The organism is Ruegeria sp. CDSC079, assembly GCF_059610505.1.
Window position 1 is genome coordinate 73,767 of sequence record NZ_JBXWNT010000003.1, and the last position, 15,883, is coordinate 89,649.

14 protein-coding genes and 4 pseudogenes are annotated in these 15,883 nt (G+C 55.7%); 2 read left to right on the forward strand and 16 right to left on the reverse strand.

The window, feature by feature from the left end; all coding sequences use genetic code 11:
• Positions 1-12: 12 nt before the first annotated feature.
• The 4 genes from AC2FIC_RS06220 to dctP all read right to left on the reverse strand — a co-directional run bounded on the left by AC2FIC_RS06220 (position 13) and on the right by dctP (position 4,383).
• Complete coding sequence (locus AC2FIC_RS06220) at positions 13-1,278, reverse strand: FAD-dependent oxidoreductase (RefSeq protein ID WP_496676997.1); 1,266 nt, start codon at positions 1,276-1,278, stop codon at positions 13-15.
• A 148-nt stretch (positions 1,279-1,426) separates the two neighbouring features.
• Positions 1,427-2,719 (reverse strand): TRAP transporter large permease, encoded by a 1,293-nt coding sequence (locus AC2FIC_RS06225; RefSeq protein WP_496676995.1) that lies wholly within the window; start codon positions 2,717-2,719, stop codon positions 1,427-1,429.
• Positions 2,713-3,300, reverse strand: a complete 588-nt coding sequence (locus tag AC2FIC_RS06230) for a TRAP transporter small permease (protein WP_496676992.1) — start codon at positions 3,298-3,300, stop codon at positions 2,713-2,715. The genes AC2FIC_RS06225 and AC2FIC_RS06230 overlap by 7 nt, the downstream gene beginning before the upstream one ends.
• Positions 3,301-3,381: 81 nt before the next feature.
• The gene (gene dctP, locus AC2FIC_RS06235) at positions 3,382-4,383 is read right to left on the reverse strand and encodes a TRAP transporter substrate-binding protein DctP (RefSeq protein WP_496676989.1); all 1,002 of its coding nucleotides are present in this window, start codon (positions 4,381-4,383) and stop codon (positions 3,382-3,384) included.
• Between the two features lie 197 nt (positions 4,384-4,580).
• Between dctP and AC2FIC_RS06240 the strand changes: the two genes are divergently transcribed.
• Entirely contained in the window at positions 4,581-5,591 is a 1,011-nt protein-coding gene (locus tag AC2FIC_RS06240; protein WP_106607283.1) for a LacI family DNA-binding transcriptional regulator, read from the forward strand.
• A 219-nt stretch (positions 5,592-5,810) separates the two neighbouring features.
• Here the strand turns inward: AC2FIC_RS06240 and AC2FIC_RS06245 are convergent.
• From AC2FIC_RS06245 to AC2FIC_RS06280, 8 genes and pseudogenes are all read right to left on the reverse strand, one after another.
• Positions 5,811-6,724: pseudogene (locus AC2FIC_RS06245) on the reverse strand (dihydrodipicolinate synthase family protein).
• A gap of 18 nt (positions 6,725-6,742) precedes the next feature.
• On the reverse strand, positions 6,743-8,248 hold the full coding sequence (locus AC2FIC_RS06250; RefSeq protein WP_142638776.1) for an aldehyde dehydrogenase (NADP(+)): 1,506 nt from the start codon (positions 8,246-8,248) through the stop codon (positions 6,743-6,745).
• Between the two features lie 12 nt (positions 8,249-8,260).
• The gene (locus AC2FIC_RS06255) at positions 8,261-9,409 is read right to left on the reverse strand and encodes a fumarylacetoacetate hydrolase family protein (protein ID WP_106607286.1); all 1,149 of its coding nucleotides are present in this window, start codon (positions 9,407-9,409) and stop codon (positions 8,261-8,263) included.
• Between the two features lie 38 nt (positions 9,410-9,447).
• Positions 9,448-10,113 carry an RraA family protein gene (locus tag AC2FIC_RS06260; protein WP_106607287.1) on the reverse strand — a complete coding sequence of 222 codons (666 nt, stop codon included), beginning with the start codon at positions 10,111-10,113 and terminating at the stop codon, positions 9,448-9,450.
• A gap of 33 nt (positions 10,114-10,146) precedes the next feature.
• The gene (locus AC2FIC_RS06265) at positions 10,147-10,875 is read right to left on the reverse strand and encodes an SDR family NAD(P)-dependent oxidoreductase (RefSeq protein ID WP_106607586.1); all 729 of its coding nucleotides are present in this window, start codon (positions 10,873-10,875) and stop codon (positions 10,147-10,149) included.
• A gap of 169 nt (positions 10,876-11,044) precedes the next feature.
• On the reverse strand, positions 11,045-11,887 hold the full coding sequence (locus AC2FIC_RS06270; RefSeq protein WP_106607288.1) for a fumarylacetoacetate hydrolase family protein: 843 nt from the start codon (positions 11,885-11,887) through the stop codon (positions 11,045-11,047).
• 12 nt (positions 11,888-11,899) lie between these two features.
• Positions 11,900-12,646 carry an SDR family oxidoreductase gene (locus AC2FIC_RS06275; RefSeq protein WP_496676981.1) on the reverse strand — a complete coding sequence of 249 codons (747 nt, stop codon included), beginning with the start codon at positions 12,644-12,646 and terminating at the stop codon, positions 11,900-11,902.
• Positions 12,647-12,671: 25 nt separating this feature from the next.
• Complete coding sequence (locus AC2FIC_RS06280) at positions 12,672-13,844, reverse strand: pyridoxal phosphate-dependent aminotransferase (RefSeq protein WP_496676978.1); 1,173 nt, start codon at positions 13,842-13,844, stop codon at positions 12,672-12,674.
• A gap of 113 nt (positions 13,845-13,957) precedes the next feature.
• On the opposite strand from AC2FIC_RS06280, the gene AC2FIC_RS06285 reads away from it, so the two are divergent.
• Positions 13,958-14,383 carry an Lrp/AsnC family transcriptional regulator gene (locus AC2FIC_RS06285; protein ID WP_496676975.1) on the forward strand — a complete coding sequence of 142 codons (426 nt, stop codon included), beginning with the start codon at positions 13,958-13,960 and terminating at the stop codon, positions 14,381-14,383.
• A gap of 61 nt (positions 14,384-14,444) precedes the next feature.
• Here AC2FIC_RS06285 and AC2FIC_RS06290 read toward each other — a convergent pair.
• The 4 genes and pseudogenes from AC2FIC_RS06290 to AC2FIC_RS06305 all read right to left on the reverse strand — a co-directional run.
• Positions 14,445-14,744, reverse strand: a pseudogene (locus AC2FIC_RS06290) (IS3 family transposase); the annotation flags it as partial.
• A gap of 125 nt (positions 14,745-14,869) precedes the next feature.
• A complete protein-coding gene (mobC, locus tag AC2FIC_RS06295; RefSeq protein ID WP_367575553.1) occupies positions 14,870-14,956 on the reverse strand; it encodes a plasmid mobilization relaxosome protein MobC in 87 nt (28 codons plus the stop codon).
• Positions 14,957-14,960: 4 nt separating this feature from the next.
• A pseudogene (locus AC2FIC_RS06300) lies at positions 14,961-15,047 on the reverse strand (RidA family protein); the annotation flags it as partial.
• A pseudogene (locus AC2FIC_RS06305) lies at positions 15,041-15,295 on the reverse strand (IS110 family transposase); the annotation flags it as partial. The pseudogenes AC2FIC_RS06300 and AC2FIC_RS06305, both read right to left, overlap by 7 nt.
• Between the last annotated feature and the right edge of the window lie 588 nt (positions 15,296-15,883).

Genomic DNA, 15,883 nt, shown 5'->3' on the forward strand with positions numbered 1-15,883 from the left:
TTTATCTTCTGTCTAGTGTGATCGAGTTACTGCATAGCTGGATGCGTCCAAGGCTGTTGGCTTGCCCATGATGAGGTCAGCAAGCAACTCTGCCGACCCGGTGGCGAGGGTCCAACCCAGATGGCCGTGCCCGGTATTGACCCAAAGCCCCTTGCTGGATGCTTCGCCGATATAGGGCAAACCGTCAGCACTCATCGGGCGGAATCCAGTCCACGGCTCGCGCTTGCAGCCGTCAAGCGTCTGCGCAAGGTTGGGGTAAACGGATTTGGTCAGGCGATCGAGTTGCCGGATTATTTTGGGGCTTAGAGTGTCGTCATGCCCGGCGAACTCGGCAATTCCAACAGCGCGCAATTTGCCATTTATTGGAACAATCCCGACATGCATCCCTTCGTCGATAACGGGATACGAAGGCAGGTCGTTGACGCCGGTTGTATCGTATGTGACCGAGTACCCTTTCACGGGGCGCACCAAGATTGATCTTGCGTCGTTTGCAGCCAATTTTCTTGTATTGGCCCCAAGGGCCAGAATGGTATTCTTCGCCCGAATATCTCCGATTGTTGTACGCGCGCCGATGACCTTTTCGCCTGACATCAGCAGTTCATTGGCTTGGCAACTAACATGTATTATCTGACCGGAAGCGACGAGGTCATCGCGGAGGATTTGACAGAATTTTCGCGATTCCGCCACCACATCAGCGGAAAAACGAATTCCGCCTGCCAGCTGCGGGGCCAGCGCTTGAAGGTGCGGCTCAGCCTCAACAGTTTGATCAGGCGTTAGTGCCTCCCAATCTAGCCCAACCTCACTGAGGTGACGATTGGATCTGATCTGGGCTTCCAGACCTGGTTGGTCGCGGTAGATTTTGATGGTGCCACATTTTTTGGGTTCGAATTGGTCTGCGTATCCTTTGTAGTATTCCTCAAAGACATCCATGGAAAAGAGCGCCAGTTCGAGCAATCGGCGCGTATGGAGTTCGTGCAGATGCGGCTTTGAGTTCTTGAGAAATTGCAGGCCCCATTTGAACAGGGACGGGATAGCTTTCGGCTTGATCCGCACTGCGGAATTTTGTGTCACGATTGACCTCAAAAGCGTGGACAATATCCCTGGCGAATTCCATGGCATAGTTTGTGAAGGCACCAGCATCGCACCGTTTGCAAAGTTGGCACCAAGACCGACATCCTCGTTGGCCTCCACCAGCACGACCGAGCAGCCGCGTTTGGCCAATCGGTGGGCCGTTGTGATGCCAATCAGCCCACCGCCGATTATGAGCGCGTCCGCCATCACGACTTGTCCGTGATATGAGCGTGGGCAGCGAAATCAAAATTGGCTTTCGGAGCCAGAATTTCAGCCACGACAACCGTCGCCCGGTTTGAAGGAACAGAGTTTTGCATACCAACTTCTTTCTATTCTGGCTGGTGTTTTCGTGTTGCTAGGAGCCGAAGAACATGTTCGGCAACCAAAGAGCGATCCCAGGGATAAATGTGGTGATCAGCAAAGTTGGCAGCCAAGCAAACACGATGAAAATCAGTGTCGGCCAGATCAGTTGTCGGACCGGCACGTCTGTCACTTGCGATCCGAGATACAGAAGCGGTGCCGTTGGCGGCGTGATGTTGCCCATGCCAAGATTAACACCAAGAACTGCGGCAAAGTGGATTGGATCCATTCCAGCTCCAACAGCGATGGGTAGCAGAAGCGATGCGCTCAGGATGATTCCGCTGATATCGTCCATCAGCATACCAATCAGAAGCATGACCAGATTGAGCATCAGGAAAATCATTATTGGGTTATCTGAAATGGAATAGATCAGATCCTCGGCGAGACCGGGAATATCTTCGAAAATCAGGAAGCGGCTGGCGATTAAGACTGTGAAGATCATGACCATGACCACGCCGATCGTGATCGCCGAGTGTTTCATACTTTCATAGAAGGTTTTGAGTGTCAGGCCGCGGTAGACGAAGAAGCCCACCGGAATGGCATAAATTACGGCGACGCCAGCGGCTTCGGTGGGCGTCATGATGCCACCATAAATGCCGCCCAGAATGATCAGTGGCATCAGGATCGCCGGTGTTGCGATGGCTGTTTTACCAGCAAGTGCACGGAAGAAACGGTCCGGAACTTCGGTAACCTGAATTTCGGTATCCTTCCGAAGGATCACGAAATTCACGATGATCAACAGGGTCGTAAGGATCAGCCCTGGTACGACCGTTGCGAGGAAACATTCAAGAACGTTCAACTGACCGACCCAGGCATAGAGCAACTGCGCGCCGCTTGGCGGGATCAATAGGCCTAAGGGGCTTGCACAGATCACCAATGCGCCGGAAATGCCTGCGGGATACCGTGCCTTGCGCAGATGCGGCATGATGATCGAACCGATGCAAGTCAATGTGGCCGCACCACTGCCCGAGATTGCGCCGAACATCGCACTGGCCACGACCGAGGCAGCACTTAGCCCGCCGCGGAGATGGCCGAACATGAGCTCGGCAATCTCAACGATCGGTTTTGCAATTTTGCCCCGCTGCATAATATCGCCAGCCATGATGAAAAGAGGAATGGCCAGCAGGATAACTGAATTCATCTTCCAGTGGCCCGTCGCGAAGAACCCAGAGACATCGTACCCTCCGGTATAGGCCAGAAGGATCAGCACACCGCCAAAGGCCAATGGAACCGAGACGCCGATTGCCAGCAGAACGCAGATAAGGATTATGGCGATGAGGATTACCATGTCACAACCTCCTCCTCATCGGGCTCTGCCCGTCGCGCATTCTCCATGGCCTCGGCATATCGATCGGGGCCCACGCGCAGCATCAGGAAGATCGACAAGGCGCTGTAGAACGCCATGAACACGAACCCCACGAAAATTCCAAAGCGTGGAACAATAAACGGAATCTTCAGGGCGATGGTGGTTTTCCATCCAGGATATGCCGCGATCTCATCCGCAATCATCAGCCAGGCCCAGTAAACAAGTACCAGCGTTATCGACAACTCGATGATCTGGATCACGAGCTTGCGAAGCCACAGCAGTGTTGAATTTTCGGTGACTGTATCAAGAAGATCAGCATTGATCTGCTTGTCGTAGTAAGTGCCAAGCGCACTGCCCAAGAAGAAGATCCAGAAGCAGATCGGCATGAGCCATTCTTCGTAGGCAAAAAGATCGCGTTCCAGAACATAGCGAAACAGCACAACGAAAAAGAATGTGATCGGCAGTATCGGTAGAGCGACGCTCACCAGGACCGACTTGATCCAAACCATCAGCCGAACGAACCGGCTCAGACCGGGTGGCAATGCATCTTCAAATAGTACCATCGAAAGTTCACTCCCCGTTAAGAGGGGGATGCCAGACAATCACGGCATCCCCAATTAATGAGCAACCAAAGAAAATCTTGGTTACTTGGCGGTCAGCTCGTCGATAAGGTCCTGCCCAACCACGTCCGCCAGTTCCGGCCAGACGTTTTCCTGGATGTGGGCAACCATCGCAGCGCGCTCTTCAGGGCTGTACTCAAGAATTTCCCAGCCAGCTTCCTTCAGCTTTTCGACGAAGCCTTGATTGCGGTCCCAGGATGTGTTGATCGCAACGTTGGCGGCTCTCTCGGCGGCAGCCCGGATAACGTCGCGCTGTTCCTGGTTCAACTTCTCCCAGGACTTGCCACTGGCATAGAATGATGACGCTTCGATAGCCGTGTTCACGGGAATAAAGTATTTCCCCACGCCGGCGGCCGCGAAGGTCGAATAGGCCCATTCCGGCGTACAGCAGATCGCTCCGTCGATGACGCCAGATTGAAGCGCTGGCAGAACCTCCGCCCAGTTCATCGTTGTCGTCCGATACCCGAGGCTTTCGGTGGTCTTTTTGGCGACCTCTGAACTCCAGACGCGGATGTTCACGCCCTTATCACCGAAACCGGCATAATCGGTAGGTTTTTCGTTCGCGACAATACCGACCAACCCTTCGCCGGTATTGGCAAGATAGACCAGCCCCAGGTCGTCCATGATCCCGGCCAGGATCTGGTTAAACTTGGAGTCCGGGTTGCCGTAGACCGCTTTCAATTCGTCAAAAGTCGTCACCAACCCTGGCAGGTTCATGACTTCCAGCCGAGGATCGGCCTGAGCGTAGATGAACGCTTGTACAAGGTCGATATTGCCGCGAATGGCATCCTCGATCAGTTCTTCGCCGGATCCCAACTGTGAGGCCGGGAAATAGGAGATTTTCACGCCTACGTCTGCGTCTTCAATCTCTTTGATCATGTTTTCGACAATCTCATGGCCGAAGTGGTTGACTGGATAGGTCCCGGCCAATTTCAGCCTGACCGTGTCGGCGAGGGCTGTTGTTGCAAGTAGGCCTGACAACGCCAGACCCGAGATTATGCCGAATGCATATTTTCCGAGTTTCATAGTTTTCCTCCCGTTGAAACTGCGCTTGCGCTCCGGAATGCGTAAACTGCTTTCCGTCGGTGCCGCTTCAAGTTAATCGATTAACTTTTACAAATCAAATTAAATCGATTAACTCTGACTTCTCATGGGCAACTTGCCCGAAAGAACGTTGGAAATTACTACCCTAGGCAACCATAACCATAGGAAAAATAATAAGAATGCAGAAGCCGACCCTTAGTCAAATCGCAAAACAGTTAGGACTTTCCACTGCAACTGTTTCTTTGGCGATGAAGGAAAACAGCCGAATCTCGGACCAGACGCGCGCCAGGGTCAAAGAAGCGCTGCGCGAATCTGGCTATGTCTATCAGCGTTCCGCGGCAGGATTGAGGAAGTCAAAGACCGACACGGTGGGTATCGTGCTTAACAACGTGTCCGACCCGTCCTTCAGCGAGATTCTGGGAGCGATTGAAGGTGAACTTGCCAAAGTAGGAAAAACGGTCTTCCTGTGCAATACGGATGAAAAAGTGGAGAGACAATCCGAATTCATCAGGAAAATGTCTGAGTACAATGCAGATGGCATCGTCCTGGTTCCTGCGATTGGAACTCAGGCGACCGACCTGGAAGAGATGAAGAAATTCAGCCCCCCAATAGTGTGTGTCTCGCGAGAGATCAGTGGCTATCCCATCGATTCAGTCGTGGCTGATGAGACACTTGCGGGTTACACGGCGGCAAAACATCTGCTTAACCTTGGTCACAGACGCATTGCCGCTGTTGGCGGCACAGTCAATATTTCCCCATTTAACCGTCGCATGAAAGGCATCAGGCAAGCATTTGACGAAGCGGGTCAAGAGTTCGATCGTGCGCTTGTTTTCGAATGCCGCCCTGTTCGTGCTCAGGGATACGAAGCAGCGGCGAGAATTCTGGATGTCGAAGATCCGCCGACTGCTGCCATCGGATATAATGCTATCGTCACCCTTGGACTGAAAGCCGGTTTGCAGAGGTTGGGAAAAAAAATCGGAGAAGATTTCTCGTTGATCGCGAACGAGGGGATCGATGAGTTGCAACACACCAATCCGCCGCTGAGTACGACAAGCATTGATCTGCAAGAGATGGGGAGAGTTGTCATTCAACATCTGCTAAGCCGTATCTCGGATCCGACAGCGCCAACTAAACTCACTCTCGTCCCGACAGAATTGATCCTGACTGATAGCGTTAGCTCACATCGTTAAAGTATGTCGCGTTCTATCGTATTGATTTCGACCAAGTGCAGTATACGGTCTCGTTGGGTTGAGAAGAATGTGGGAGCGGCCTATGTCGCGAACGTGAAAATCACCGGCTCCTCCCGCAAGGCACCAATCCAAGAACTGTTCTCATCATGCCATAGTTGGCCGAGCGGGGCAGTTGCGGCCTATGTTTTTGGTTCAACGATGCAACCGCCCAGTCTTACTTCACTTGCCCCAGGACAGGACGAGCGGATCAATCGGCCGAAGAATATCCAAGAGCCCCGCAAGGGTCTCAGGATGCAACGGTGCAATCGGGTGGCGGCAGCAGTCGGAATTGATCACCCCCCCTCCATCATCGCGGCCTTTGAGGCGCGCCAAAGGCACTGGCGGTTTTCGAAGTTGATCACCGGCAGCACCTGACGGTAGACTTCGGATGCACCTTCGCGGTTGCCTTCGGCGTGCAAAGCCAGAATGGGCTTGATCTTGTCGGGAATTGTGGCAGAGGTCATGGTGCCAGTAGCTCCGGCATCCAAGTCGGCCATCAATGTGATACCTTCTTCACCGTCGAAGGGGCCTTGAATCGCGTCACCGCCTGCAGCAATAAGCTCGCGCAGCTTACCGGTTGCCGGAATGCACTCGATCTTAAAGAGCTTCACCATCTCGATTTCGCGGGCCATCCTGACCAGAAGCGGCACAGTCAGATCATTGCCGGCCATCGGCGCATCCTGCACCATGATCGGGATGCCCACCTCGCCGACCGCTTCAAACTGCTGAAAAATTTGCTCCGGCGTCCCCCGCAGCGTTGTCCCGTGATAGGGGGGCATCAGCATCACCATGCTGGCGCCAAGCGATTTCGCGAGACGCGCGCGCTCCACCGCAATCTGGGTTGCGAAGTGGCTGACAGTCACGATCACCGGCACCCGGTGCGCCACATGTTCCAGCGACAATCGAGTCAGCACTTCGCGCTCTTCATCAGACAGCACAAACTGCTCGGAGTAATTCGCAAGGATGCAGATGCCATCGACGCCCGCATCGATCATGAAGTCGAGCACGCGCTTCATACCCTCAAGGTCGAGTGTTCCATCGTCATGAAAAGGGGTCGGGGCAACCGGCCAGATGCCTTTGTACATTTTAGCCATAATATTATCCTTGGACGTTCATTTCAGATCTTGAGGCAGCAGTGCCTCTGGCATGTTTTGGAAGCATACAGGCCGAAGGAAACGTCGGATCGACAGAGTACCCACCGAGGTCGCACCAAAATTTGTCGAGGCCGGATAGGGGCCGCCATGGACCATCGTGTCAGATACTTCGACGCCGGTCGGAAAGCCGTTGACCAAAACTCGCCCCGCCTTGCGCTCAAGGATTGGCATCAAGGCCTGCGCCTGGGCAGTGTCGTCTTCACTCATATGGACGGTGCAGGTCAGCTGCCCTTTAAGTCCCTTCGCAACAGCAGTCATTTCGGCCGCATCTTCTGCTTCGACAACCAGGCCCAGCGGACCGAAGACTTCCTCGGCCAACGCATCATTTGCCAACCACTCACGCGCAGTGACGCGGAAAAGGTACGGCGTTGCATTGCGCAGGACGCAGGTGGTGGTGAGGATTCCCTGCACGCTGGAATTGGCGCGGATCCGGTCGCGCCCATCGCGATAGGCTGCGGCGATCCCGTCAGTCAGCATTGTCTGCGCGCCAACCTGCTCCAATGCCTTGGTAGCTGCCGCAACAAAACGTTCGGCATCTGCGCCCGACTGCACGACGGCAATCCCTGGATTGGTGCAGAACTGGCCGGCTCCCATAGTCAAGGAGCCGGACCAGCCCTCGCCCATTGCCTCAGCACGGGAGGAGAGAGATCGTGGCAGCAGGAACATCGGATTGACTGAGCCAAGTTCGCCAAAGAACGGGATAGGCTCTTCGCGGGATGCGCACAGATCGAACAGGGCCCGCCCGCCACCCAGCGAACCGGTAAAGCCAACCGCCCTAACCAATGGATGCTGAACCAGCGCAGCTCCTACGTTCCGCTTGCCTCCTTGGATCAGGTTGAACACGCCAGGGTGCAGATCCATCGCCTTCACGGCCTTGTCGATGGCTTGAGCCACCAGCTCCCCCGTTCCCGGGTGCGCTGAGTGGCCTTTGACCACTACAGGGCAGCCTGCGGCCAATGCTGCTGCGGTGTCACCCCCTGCGGTCGAGAAGGCCAGTGGAAAATTCGAAGCACCAAAGACCGCAACCGGGCCAATGGGCCGCTGAACCATATACAGCTCAGGCCGCGGCAGCGGCTGCCGGTCAGGCAAGGCGCTGTCATGGCGACGGTCCAGATAATCGCCTTTCAGGATATGCTCTGCGAACAAGCGCAGCTGGCCGACAGTCCGACCGCGCTCACCGGTCAAGCGAGCCTCGGGCAAACCTGTCTCCTGGCTTCCGATCTCAGTGATTTCATCTCCAAGGGCGTCAATTTCATCCGCAATCCGGTGCAGGAACGCCGCACGTTTTTCCACGCCAGAGTAGCCATAGGACCAGAAAGCCTCTTCAGCCGCCTCACAGGCACGTCCGACAAGATCCACCGTTCCGACAGCAAAGTTATGGGCGGAGCCGTGAGCAGGCTGTGATGAAAAAGTGCTGGCGCTGCCTAGCCATTCGCCGGCAATCAGATGTTTTCCGTTTAGCATGAGTGTCTCCGTTCAGAGCAGGCCACGGCGGGCCAAATTGCGCATCAGATGCGAGGCTGCGAAGTCCCAGGGCGGGCATTCGGTAGAAAGGCGCACGGTATTGACCAAAGCACCCAGATCAGAGTTTGAAATGGTCACGACGTCGCCCATTTTGTGCGTGAAACCACCCCCGGGGTGATCACGGTCCTGGGTTGGAGCGAAAAGGGTTCCCATCATCAGCATGAAACCATCGGGATACTGGTGGTGCGCACCATAAGCCTGCCCAACCAGGTCAAGCGGGTCGCGGCTGATCTCGGCCATTGTGCTGTGACCGTCCATCACAAAGCCATCCTCCCCGGTAACCCGCAAATCAAGTTCCGCTTTACGCACATCCGCGATCGAATAGGTTCCATCAAAGAGGCGAATGGCAGGTCCTACCGAGCTGGCAGCATTGTTGTCTTTTGCCTTTCCAAGCAGCAGCGCCGAGCGGCCTTCGACATCGCGAAGGTTCACGTCGTTGCCGAGCGTGGCACCCTTGACCTCACCCCGGCTGTTTATCGCCAGAACCACCTCCGGTTCCGGGTTATTCCAGCGCGACATTGGATGCAGGCCGACGCTTGCACCCCAGCCAACCGAAGACAGCGCTTGAGCCTTGGAGAAAACTTCTGCATCCGGGCCAATTCCGACTTCAAGGTATTGCGACCAGGCTTCCTCGGCGAGAAGCGCGTTCTTCAATTGAATTGCTTGGTCTGACCCGGGAACAATCCCGGTCAGGCTATCGCCTAAAATAGTCTCGCAGCGCCCGCGGATCACCTTGGCCTTGGTAGGATCACCGAGTGCCTGCTCTTCAATCACCCGCTCCAACATTGAGGATACAAAGGTCACGCCACATGCTTTAACTGGCTGCAGATCGCAGGGCGCCAGAAAATAGGGTAATTTAGGATCAGGCCGTTCGACGGAACTCTCCTCGAGCTCGCCCAGCGTGCAAACTGCTTCGCCTGAGGCAGACTTGATCCAGCCCGCCGGATCGTCCTGCTCAAGCAGGTCGCGTACTGTTGCCACTTCACGCGAGGTCACATCGACAATGCATCCGTCGCGCAAGTGGCAAACCGAAGGCCCTGAAACCGCTGGATTCCAGACCCGCAAAACAAAACAGCCCTGGTCAGGCAAACCGATATGCATATTCGTATCTCCAAGTGCTGTTACGCCAGTTTGACCGCTCAGAAGCGCCCGTAGGTCAGGTAGGCTTCTTTCGGATCCGTCCCGCTACGGATAGCCGAGCGGACCTTGTTCTCGGTGTTCATCACTTCCTCGACCTCAACCACGATCTCTTCTGCGATTTCACCTGGGATAAGGATGGCCCCATCAATGTCGGCAATCAGAAAATCCCCGGGCTTAACGACAACGTCACCGATCTGCACAGGGACTTCCATTTTGTCGACCGACCATGCGCCCACCACATCGCGGGCGGTGTAGAAGCGATGGAAAACGGGGAAACCGATGTTACGAATGAAATTGCTGTCCCGACACCCGCCATTGGTCACATATCCGCGCACACCGCGCATCTGGAGCGTCTCGGCAGACAGTTCCCCCATCATCGCGATGTCGTCAGTGTGGCCATTGCAAACTACGACATGGCCAGACGGCGCTGTTGAAAGGAAACCCGTCCAAGCCAGCAGAGCATCATCAGCACTAATCCCAGGTTTTGGTGTTCCTGAAATTGTGAAAACGGGACCAGCAAGAACATGAGTATCGTCAATCGGCCGGATGTCTTTGGGCAGAACAGTATTGTCTATCCCTCTCTCGCGCAGGGCGTCATAAACTGCACCGCTGTAGCATTTTGCAAGGCGTTCGGTGAGAGCGGCTTTTTTGTCATTATCTGTCATGGGTTTTCCTCCAAGTGACTTAATTTACAAGAGTTAGTAGGTGGCCCGGCCGCCAGACAGATCGAATACAGCTCCAGTGGTGAAGGAGTTTTCAGGTGAAACCGCCCAAACGATCATCTTCGCGGCCTCTTCGACTTCCAGGAACCGGCCACGAGGGATTTTGGAAAGCATATAGTCAATGTGCTCCTGGCTCATCTGGTCGAAAATCCGGGTCCGGGCCGCAGCCGGCGTCACGCAGTTTACTGCAATATCGTAGCCAGCCAGTTCCTTGCCCAAGGACTTAGTCAAGCCGATCACCGCGGCCTTGGAAGCCGAATAGGCGGAAGCATTAGGATTGCCGTCTTTGCCTGCGATGGACGCGACATTCAGGATGCGTCCATAGCCTTGCTCTCGCATTCCAGGAACGCAGACGCGGTTCACATAGAATGTGCCGTTCAGGTTAATGTCGATGATCTTGCGCCAAGCTTCGGGATCGTAGGTGTCCAGCGGTTCGTTGGGACCTGCGATCCCAGCACTGTTGATCAAAATCGAAGGAATTCCCGCTGCCTCGCAAGTACGCTTGTAGGCCGCTTCCACCGAAGACAGATCGGTGATATCGCAGTCCACCGCGAAAGCATTGCCGCCCAGAGCAGCCATTGCGTCCCCGTTGCTTGCATCAATGTCCCAGCTGACGACCTTCGCACCTTTTTCGATCAGAAGCCGAGCCGCAGCCAGGCCTATTCCCTGCGCACCGCCGGTTACGATTGCAACTTGGTTTTCCATCACTTTGTCCTCCTGATGAAAATCACGGCTACAGGCAGCCTTCATTCACTGGGCTTGCCTTTTGAGACCGATATGGATGTAGGCCTCGGGAAAAGATGGACCGGGCAACCAATATAGCTGGCCCAGGAACAGCGCCAATGGGGTGAACGGCCTGGCGCCGGGGAGAAGGTCAGCACTGCACAACGTCCTGGCGCTGCACGCCCAGGCCTTCGATGCCGAGTTCCATCTTGTCGCCCGCCTTAAGGTATACGGGCTCAGGCTTGATCCCCATGCCCACACCCGGAGGTGTGCCGGTGGAGATGATGTCGCCTGGCTGCAGGCTCATGAACTGTGACAGGTAAGAGACGATGTGAGCCACCCCGAACACCATTGTGTTCGTGCTTCCGTCCTGGCGGCGCTCTCCGTTCACTTCCAGATACATCGGCAGATTCTGCGGGTCAGAAACCTCGTCGCGGGTCACCAGCCAAGGTCCAATAGGACCGAACGTGTCGGCAGATTTGCCCTTGGTCCACTGCCCTGCGCGCTTGTTCTGGAAATCACGTTCGGAAATGTCGTTGATCACGCAGTAGCCCGCAACATGTTCGAGAGCTTCTGCCTCATCGACATATTTTGCCTCTTTGCCAATTACGACGCCCAGTTCAACTTCCCAGTCGGTGGCCTTCGAGCCGCGGGGGATTTCTACCGTGTCGTTGGGACCGCAAATTGCCGAAGTCGCCTTGGCAAAGATCACCGGCTCCGGCGGCACCTCCAGCCCACTTTCCTCGGCATGGTCGGAGTAATTGAGCCCAATACAGATGAACTTGCCAACACCGCCGACGCAGGGCCCATAACGGTCGACCTCAACGGCAGGCAGCGACGACAGGTCAGCTTCGGCAATGCCGGCCAGGCCTTGATCCGTCAGAACCTCACCGGCAATGTCATCCACCAAGCCGGACAGATCGCGGACAACACCGTCAGCGTCGACGATACCGGGTTTTTCGTGCCCTTTCGGGCCATAACGCAAAAGTTTCATGATAGTCTCCGTTCAGAGGGCCCAGCCGCCGTCGATGATATGGGCCTGGCCCGTGGTGAATCCGCTGGCATCCGAGGCAAGGTAAACTGCAAGCGCTGCAATTTCGTCTGCATCGCCAACGCGCCCCATAGGCTGGCGCGCGATGAATTGCTCCCGCGCCGCCTCGCAATCGCCCGTGGCCCGCAACCGGTCGTGCAGCGATGGGCTATCTACGGTGCCAGGGCAGATCGCATTGCAACGGATGCCTTGGGTTACGTAGTCAGCAGCGATCGCCTTGGTCATGCCGATGACCGCTGCCTTGGACGCGCAATAAACAAAGCGGTTTGGAACGCCCTTCAAGGAGGATGCCACCGAGGACATGTTGATGATCGACCCCTTGCCCTGTTCAAGCATGCCCGGAAGGACTGCCTTACACAGGCGGTACATGGCCTTGGCATTCAGATCGAAGGCAAAGTCCCAATCTTCCTCGGTGCTATCCAGGATGCTGCCGGTATGGACAAATCCAGCGCAATTGAACAGCACATCCAGCCTACCAGCTTCAGGCAGTACCCGCTTGATGTCTTCGGGATCGGTTGCATCCAGTTTCCATGCGGTAATGCCGTCAATCGCATTGAGCTCAGCTAGCGAAGTCTCATTGATGTCTGTGGCAATGACCGAGGCGCCAGCCTGGGCAAAGGCCTCGGCGCTGGCACGCCCGATACCCTGCCCAGCGGCAGTAATCAGCGCGGTTTTACCCTCAAGGCTGAGTTGATACGTCATGTCTTTCCTCCCCGATATTGAGGCATCACTTCGAGAGGAACGGCTCGAGCCGCTTGAAGGCCTCTTCCAGCACTTCTGCCGGCTGCGCGTAGCAGAGCCGCAAATAACCTTCTCCCTGCGGACCGAACGCCACGCCCGGCGCTAGCCCGACCTTGGTCTGCTCAAGGATTTCACCAGCCGCAGCGAAGCTGTCAGTCAGCCCGTCAACTCGGAAGAAGCAGTAGAAAGCACCATCAGGCTCAATGAACTCCACCCGCGAAAAAGCGTTGAGGCGTTCTGCCGTGATTTCATACCCTGCCTGGATTTTGCTCAACAGGCTGGCAATTTCCTCTTCGCCGCCGCGCAGGGCTGCAATACCCGCCTCCTGGACAAAGCCGGCTGTGCAGGACGTGTTGAACTCGGTCAACTGACCCAGCTTCCCCTCGAACGCGGCGGGAGCCACGATCCAGCCAAGCCGCCATCCGGTCATCGACCAGCATTTTGAAAACGAGTTCACAGAGATCAGCTGATCCTCAGGCTCTGCAATCGACAGGAATGAGGGCGCGTGACGCCCATGGCGGTAGAGCCGGGAATAAACGTCATCGGCAACGATCCAGATGCCGTGCCGGCGGCAATGCTCCAACACCAGACGCTGCTCCTCGGCCGACATGGTCCAGCCGGTGGGGTTGTTGGGCGAGTTAATCACCACCGCTTTGGTGCCCGGTGTCAGCGCCGCGATCAGCTCTTCCACGTCGAGCGCCCAATGACCGCCCTTCGGCACGATTGCCACGCTCGCAATCTCTGCACCGGTCGCCTTGAAAGCACCGATGATATTGGGCCAGCCCGGCTCCACTGCGATAACCCGGTCGCCGGGAGTCACAAGAAATTCAGCCGTCAGCATGAGGCCTTGCATTCCGGAAGGGGTGACTGTGACCTGAGCCGGTTTCAGACGGCTGCCCAGAAGTTCGTTGCTATAAGCACAAATCGCTTGCCGCAGCGCCATCGCGCCATTGTTCGGCTGGTACATATGATTGCCAGCCTTGAGCGCGGCAATTGCAGCGTCCACAATCAGTGAATTGGTCGGCCAGGCGCCTTCACCGAACCAGAGCGGCAACACGCCGTCTTGCTTCATGCCAAGCTCTGCAACCTCGCGGATCTTGGAGGCTTCCAAAGCCCGCGCACGGGACGAAATCGAGTTCAATAGTGTTGCGTTGTCCATAACGAAGATGTCAGTCAAAACGGCCCGTCCTGTCGATTGTTAAATCGATTGAAATCATAGGCAATATGCCTATACACTAGGCAATCTGCAATTTGGGACGGGCTTGGATATCAATGCGTGATAAGATCGACGAGCAAATACTTGAAGCGCTGCGCAGGGACTCGCGTGTGCCCGTCACCGATCTTTCGAGGAAGGTTGGCCGTTCGCGCACTGCGGTGCAGGCAAGGCTTTCAAGACTGGAGCAAACTCAGCAGATTCTTGGCTACACAATCAAGGAACCTTCGACCGTTGAAACAGGCGGCATAGGGGCAATTGTACTGATAAACATGGAAATCCGCAGCAAGGGGGAAGCAGCAGCACGCGAATTTGCGACCATGCCAGAGGTTGCAAGTTGTCTAAGAATCGTAGGAGACCACGACTTCGCGCTGCTCATCAATCCCATCGAAAAGCCGCGTCTGAATCTCGTGCTGGAGCAGATCTATAAAATCGATGGTGTCAAGCGTACCGAGACGATCATGGCTCTCTCCAAAGAGTTCTAAACGACTACCGGCTTCTATGGTTACTGAACCAGACCGAGTTTACCGGAGACGTTTGAGTTTGTCATTCTACGGCGATCTTAGCCGCGCAATCTGCGTTGTAGAAGTTCCTTTCTGCTGGTGCGGGTGAGATATACCCGAGCGGGCCGAAGAGGCGCTTTTCGTTGCACCAATTGACCCAATTGAGGGTTGCCATTTCCACGTCTTTCTTGCCACTCCACGGGCCTTCGTGTTCGATGACCTCAGCCTTGTAGAGGGCGTTATCGTAACTGTCCCCGCTACTGCCGACCGAGGCACCGACCTTCGCCTCGTCAAGGCGCTCGGAATACTTGATCGACAGGTATTGAGCCCCGCGGTCCGCATGTCTTCGAGAAAGCACTTGCGCAGCGCGGGTACATAATGTTCCACCATCGGAACCTCCTGTCATCAGATTGAGAAGGTCCCAATCTGATGACAGGTGCGCCAATCTACAAAATCGCAGCACTTCGCTTACAGCACACCGCTCGCCTCGTTCAAGCGCCGCGCAATCTGGTTGACGTTGTTGCCGGTGCGATTGAGCGAAGCCGAAACCCGCAACAGATCAATCGTAGGCCGCGTCCACTATAAACTCGACCCCAAGTTCTGCACGGGCTAGCTTGGCTTCGCCGCAGGCACGGGCTGGCGCGTGACATACGGTTTGACATAGGCCGCAGGCATGAGCCGCACATCATGACCAATTTCGGTCAGCTCGCGCGCCCAGTGATGGGCCGACCCGCAGGCTTCTTTCCCGACAAGGCAACTCGGCAATTTCTCGAAGAACTTAAGCAACTGCTTGCGTCGAATTGTTCGATTGAAAACAATCGCCCCGTCTGCGGTGATGCCGTGAGCTTGGAAGACGTCCTTACCAAGATCCAGTCCAACTGTTGTAACTTCCATGGTGGGGTTCCTTTCCTGTCAGAAGATGACTTCTACAGTATGCCGCAAAGCGCGACGGTTGGCTGCAGGCGCCATCCACCCCATCCGCGTCTGAGTTGTCAGACCAGGCTGCGGCGAAACTACAGTTTCGGTCTCAGCCAAATCCGCGCTGTCGAGCGGCTGCTTCGGTGATTTGCGCTGCGCTGCCACATCGAACGTGCCGCAGATGCAAACGGATGCTGCGTCAGCAACATGCCCAAAGGCCAATGTCTGGAGAGTCCGCGTAGCAGTCGTTCAAGCAAGTTGCAGCGAATGACTGCTTCGAGCCCAACCTGCTCGTTCTTCAGGTTGCAGCGAATGGCCGATTTCAGTCGCCGTTGACAGGTGCAGACGACATCTGCGCGGATTTGTGAACGACTACGCCGATTATTACGAGGACCACGCCCAGGGCATCCACACCGCTCGGAACCTGAGTCAGGACACCGGGTCCTGCCGTACCGCGTGGTTCGCGCGGAACTTGATGCCTTGACTGCTTGAGCCGTAAAGCCTGGATTTTTGCCACTTCGCAACCTCAAAGTTCCCGGGTTGGTTCAGCGGATTGGATATATA

What these genes read in the sequence shown, in the direction of transcription:
- AC2FIC_RS06220 (WP_496676997.1), bottom strand. Translation starts at nt 1,278, where the DNA reads ATGGCGGACGCGCTCATAATCGGCGGTGGGCTGATTGGCATCACAACG.
- AC2FIC_RS06225 (WP_496676995.1), bottom strand. Translation starts at nt 2,719, where the DNA reads ATGGTAATCCTCATCGCCATAATCCTTATCTGCGTTCTGCTGGCAATC.
- AC2FIC_RS06230 (WP_496676992.1), bottom strand. Translation starts at nt 3,300, where the DNA reads ATGGTACTATTTGAAGATGCATTGCCACCCGGTCTGAGCCGGTTCGTT.
- dctP (WP_496676989.1), bottom strand. Translation starts at nt 4,383, where the DNA reads ATGAAACTCGGAAAATATGCATTCGGCATAATCTCGGGTCTGGCGTTG.
- AC2FIC_RS06240 (WP_106607283.1), top strand. Translation starts at nt 4,581, where the DNA reads ATGCAGAAGCCGACCCTTAGTCAAATCGCAAAACAGTTAGGACTTTCC.
- AC2FIC_RS06250 (WP_142638776.1), bottom strand. Translation starts at nt 8,248, where the DNA reads ATGCTAAACGGAAAACATCTGATTGCCGGCGAATGGCTAGGCAGCGCC.
- AC2FIC_RS06255 (WP_106607286.1), bottom strand. Translation starts at nt 9,409, where the DNA reads ATGCATATCGGTTTGCCTGACCAGGGCTGTTTTGTTTTGCGGGTCTGG.
- AC2FIC_RS06260 (WP_106607287.1), bottom strand. Translation starts at nt 10,113, where the DNA reads ATGACAGATAATGACAAAAAAGCCGCTCTCACCGAACGCCTTGCAAAA.
- AC2FIC_RS06265 (WP_106607586.1), bottom strand. Translation starts at nt 10,875, where the DNA reads ATGGAAAACCAAGTTGCAATCGTAACCGGCGGTGCGCAGGGAATAGGC.
- AC2FIC_RS06270 (WP_106607288.1), bottom strand. Translation starts at nt 11,887, where the DNA reads ATGAAACTTTTGCGTTATGGCCCGAAAGGGCACGAAAAACCCGGTATC.
- AC2FIC_RS06275 (WP_496676981.1), bottom strand. Translation starts at nt 12,646, where the DNA reads ATGACGTATCAACTCAGCCTTGAGGGTAAAACCGCGCTGATTACTGCC.
- AC2FIC_RS06280 (WP_496676978.1), bottom strand. Translation starts at nt 13,844, where the DNA reads ATGGACAACGCAACACTATTGAACTCGATTTCGTCCCGTGCGCGGGCT.
- AC2FIC_RS06285 (WP_496676975.1), top strand. Translation starts at nt 13,958, where the DNA reads ATGCGTGATAAGATCGACGAGCAAATACTTGAAGCGCTGCGCAGGGAC.